This window comes from Actinomycetes bacterium (assembly GCA_036000965.1).
Taxonomy (GTDB): domain Bacteria; phylum Actinomycetota; class CALGFH01; order CALGFH01; family CALGFH01; genus DASYUT01.
Window position 1 is genome coordinate 1 of record DASYUT010000278.1, and the last position, 4,222, is coordinate 4,222.

The following is a 4,222-nucleotide window of genomic DNA, read 5'->3' on the forward strand; positions in this document are numbered from 1 at the left end:
ACAGGTTGCCGAAGATCAGCGCGACGCGACCCAGGCCCACCGCGGTCGGGTCGCCGGCCAGCAGGCTCGTCAGCTGCGTGATGGCGAAGACGAAGACCAGGTCGAAGAACAGCTCGATGGTCGAGACCCGCACCTCCGTCGAGCCGGTCCCTCCCGCTTGCGCCTGGTCGGGTCGCACGCTGCCGTCCTCAGTCGGGAATCGCCTTCACGGTGGGCTGGGTCGTAGTGCTGCTGCCTGATCGGGCGCCGGCGACGCCGCCGGAGGTGCGCTTGCCGGTGGTGGCGACGGCGGCGAGGATCAGCAGGCAGGGCGCTGCCGCGGCCAGGCCGAGCAGCCCGAAGCCGCCGGTGGCCAGCAGCAGCCCAGCGCCGCCGCCACCGGCCGCGGCGGCGGCGCCCATGCCCAGCTCGCCGAGCCCCTCGGCGCGGGTCCGCAGCGACGCCTCGACGGGCGCGTCGCGCAGCAGCGCGCTGCCGCCGATCAGCCCCGCGTTCCAGCCCACCCCCAGCAGCAGCAGCGCAGCCATCACCCCGACCCCACCCGACCCCGCCACCGCGGCGACCCCGCCGGCGCCAAGCAGCAGCAGCGCACCCATCCAGGCCACCACCTGGCTGCCGAGCGTGTCGGCCAGCCAGCCGGTCACCGGCGAGGGCAGGTACATCGCGGCGATGTGGGCGCTGATCATCAGCCCGACCATGCCCATGCCGGCCTCGTGGTCGTGCAGGTGCACCGGGGTCACCGCCATCACTGCCACCATGGTGAGGTTGGTGAGGGCGAGCACGAGCAGCGCCAGGCGGATGTGGCCGTCGTCGAGCAGGGCCGCCAGCTCGCCCCTGCCACCCGCGGCGGCGGGCTGCTCGGTGGAGAGCGCCGCGGCCCTGGCGACCTGCAGCGGGTCAGGCCGCAGGAACGCCAGCAGCAGCAGCGCCGCGCCCAGGAACGCCGGGATCGCCAGCAGGAACAGCCCGGTCGGCTCCGGCAGCCCCACGATCCGCGCCAGGGTGCCGGCCGGGCCCAGGAGGTTGGGACCGACGATGGCGCCGACGCTGGCGGCGGTCATCACCGTGCTGATCGACCGTCCGCGCTGGCTGGCGAGGTCCGCGGCGGCGTAGCGCGCCAGCATGACCGCGGTATTGCCACCGCCGAGCAGGGCACAGCCGGCCAGCAGCAACGGCCAGGCCCGCAGGGCCGCCGCGGCCACCACAAGACCGGCGCCCACGGCGCCGGCCAGGTAGGCGGCGGCCAGCCCGGCGCCTCGTCCGGCACGGTCCATCAGGCGCGTGGTGGCCACCGCGCCGACCCCCGAGCCCAGGACCAGCAGCGACAGGGGCAGCCCGGCGGTCGCCGGGCTGCCGGTGAGGTGCTCGGCGAGCAGCGCCCCAGCGGTCCCCCCGGCGGCCAGCCCGCAGGCGCCGAGGAGCTGGGCGGCGACCAGGACCCGCATCGTGCGTCGCTGGAGCATCGGGAGCGGCGGGGAACCGGGCACGGTGCGGCGCCTCCTTGCGGGATCGAACCGGACGCGTCCAGTCTTGCCGGGCCGGTGCGCGCCGTCCAACACCTGTTCGCGACCGATTCACGCGGCTAGAGTGTCAATCAGGGCCCGGGTGGGAGGTGCAGCCAGTGACCGACGAGCTGGACCCGCGCCTGTTGCGCTACTTCGTGGCCGTCGCCGAGGAGCTGCACTTCACCCGCGCCGCGGCACGGCTGTACGTGGCCCAGCAGGCGCTCAGCCGCGACATCCGCCGGCTCGAGCGGCAGCTCGGCGTCCGCCTGTTCACCCGTACCACCCGTCGGGTCGCGCTCACCCCCGAGGGCGAGCGCCTGCTGGTGCGCGCCAGCGAGCTGCTCGCCCTGCACGACCAGACCATCCAGGAGCTGCACGGCCTCGACCACGGTCGCCCGCTGCTGGTCGACCTGCTCGCCGAAGGCCACACCCCCGTGCGGGTCCTGCGGGCCGCACGCCAGCGAGCCCCCCGGGCCGAGCTGGTCGCCCGCTTCCACGGCGGCTTCGGCGCGGCGCTGGAGCTGCTGCTCGCAGGGCGGCTCGACGTGGCGTTCGGCCGCAGCGAAGGGCTCGGGCGGCCGGTCCCCGCCGGCCAGCTCACCCGCCGGGAGGTCCGCCTGGAGCCGCTGGCGCTGCTGCTGCCCCAGGAGCATCCGCTCGCCGCCATGGACGCCGTGCCGCTGGCCGCGCTGCGCGGCACCCAGGTCGACGCCAGCGCCGGCAACGAGCACGCGCCGGAGTGGGTCGACCTTGGAGTGCGCCTGCTGGCGGCGTTCGGGGCCGAGCCGTCCCCGCCCCACCTGCACGCCGCCGGGCTCGAGGAGACCGTGCAGCACCTGCGCGACCATGGACGGCCCATCCTGACCCTGGTCGAGCGGTCGCTCGCGCCCGGCGTGGTGGTCCGGCCGCTGGCCGAGCCGGTGCCGCTGTACCCGTGGACGATGGTCTACCGCCGTGAGCTGCGGCACCCCGGTCTGGACGCCCTTCATGCCAGCGCTGACGAGCTCGCGCGGAGCGAGCGCTGGCTCGAGCTGCCGCCAGGCGCCTGGATCCCCGGGCCCGACGCGGCCGCCTTCGGGCCCGGCGCCAAACCCTCTCGCGAGCCTCCACCCTCAAGGCACTGAGAACACGCCGCAGCCCGACTGGCGGCCCCAGTGGCCGGGGGCCTTCCTTGCGCGAGCGGTCCCCCGCGGTCGGGATACGTCTCCTCGGCCATTGTGAGGTCAACCCACGACGTGCCCCGGCGCGACGTTCCCCGAATGGGAAAGCAGGCTTGTCGCCGCCATGGCCGCCGTGGCGCCCGCCACCGCGACCGCGGTGGCACTGGCAACGCCGAGGAGGAGCCAGAGAAGCAGACCCTGGCCGGCCGCCAGGCGAGCTGGTGTGTCCCAAGAGTCGGCGCGGCGACGGTGGCGACGCCGAATTAGGCTGCGCGCCGCGCGTACAGCGAGATCAAGCGAGCGAAGACCGCGCTCGACAGACCGACATGCGGACCCAGAGCAGCAGCGTCGACTGGGCCTGGGAGGCCCGCTACCCGGCCATCATCAAGCTGTGGGAGCACACCTGGGCCGAGCTCGTCCCCTTCCTGGCCTTCGACGGTGAGATCTGCACCGTGATCGCGACCACCAACACCATCGAGTGCCTCAATGCCCGCTTCCGCCGCTCGGTCAAGGCCCGCGGGCACTTCCCAACGAGCAGGCCGCGCTCAGCACCTGTACCTGACCATCGTCAGCCTGGATCCCACCGGCCGCGGCCGCCGGCGCTGGACCAACCGCTGGAAGGCCGCGCTGAACGCCTTCGACATCGCCTTCGACGGCCGCGTCAGCGCCGGCAGGAAGTAGCCCTATCCACACCCGTTACACCGTTCGCTTGACAGACCCGCGGGGACCATCCACGGCGGCGTCGCTCGCAAGCCATGACGGCGAGCAGGATGCGAGCATCAACGCTTCGCCGCATCAGTCAGTATTAGATGCTGTCCCAGGTCACTGACGCGTAAGCCTCGGCAAGCATGCTCAAGCCCTGGGACTCGACAGGAAGGCTCGTGTGGTCGACCGTGGTGACGGCGGCGATGCCGCGGGCGCTGCACAGAAAGGCTCCGTCGAGCGACGCGATGTCCTGCAAGCGCACGGTCGAGCGCCGTGAGGGCACGCCGCGCCCTGCGAGCTCACGCTCTAGGAGCTGCATGGTGATGCCATGCAGCATCGGCGCATCCGGCCACGCCACCGCTGCGCCGTCGAAGAACCCGATGTTCGCGAGCGTGCTCTCGGACACGACGCCATCGGGGCCCACCAGGACCGCGTCATCGAACCCGTTGCGTTGCGCGTGTCGCCTGTAGTGCCCCTGGTCCGTGGTGACGTGCTTGATGTGCGCGTCCGGTCGCTGGTAGTGCGCCGACTGCAGGCGCTGCGGCGTCGCCATCTCAGCCGGCGCCTTGGCGGTGACCATGGTGGCGGGTTCGCCGGGGGCCTCGAAGACGTGGACGCGGACCGAGGCGTCCTTGGTGTCACCAAGCGCATGCCTGACCAGGGCTCGCACGCGTTCGCCGTCGAGGCCGACGCCGAACGCCTCGCGATTGGCATCCAGAGCACCATTGCCTTCTACCAGGGCCGCTTCACCAAGGCGCTGGAGATCGCCCGGGAGGCGCAGCGGTACGTAACCGAGCACACCGCCGCGCGGCTGGCTGTCGACGAGGCCAAGGCGTACGGGGGCCTTGGGCC

At 73.2% G+C, this 4,222-nt stretch carries 4 protein-coding genes and 1 pseudogene; 2 read left to right on the forward strand and 3 right to left on the reverse strand.

Annotated elements, in window-relative coordinates:
- The coding region (locus VG276_24435) for a low temperature requirement protein A (protein ID HEV8652448.1) at positions 1–178 on the reverse strand (178 nt) is incomplete at its 3' end.
- Between the two features lie 10 nt (positions 179–188).
- The gene (locus VG276_24440) at positions 189–1,487 is read right to left on the reverse strand and encodes an MFS transporter (protein HEV8652449.1); all 1,299 of its coding nucleotides are present in this window, start codon (positions 1,485–1,487) and stop codon (positions 189–191) included.
- Between the two features lie 134 nt (positions 1,488–1,621).
- Here VG276_24440 and VG276_24445 point away from each other — a divergent pair, with 134 nt between their 5' ends.
- Positions 1,622–2,629 (forward strand): LysR family transcriptional regulator, encoded by a 1,008-nt coding sequence (locus tag VG276_24445; protein HEV8652450.1) that lies wholly within the window; start codon positions 1,622–1,624, stop codon positions 2,627–2,629.
- A gap of 395 nt (positions 2,630–3,024) precedes the next feature.
- Positions 3,025–3,346, forward strand: a pseudogene (locus tag VG276_24450) (transposase).
- Positions 3,347–3,470: 124 nt separating this feature from the next.
- Here the strand turns inward: VG276_24450 and VG276_24455 are convergent.
- Positions 3,471–4,222, reverse strand: a 752-nt coding sequence (locus VG276_24455; GenBank protein HEV8652451.1) for an aminotransferase class IV, incomplete at its 5' end; no start/stop codon positions are given.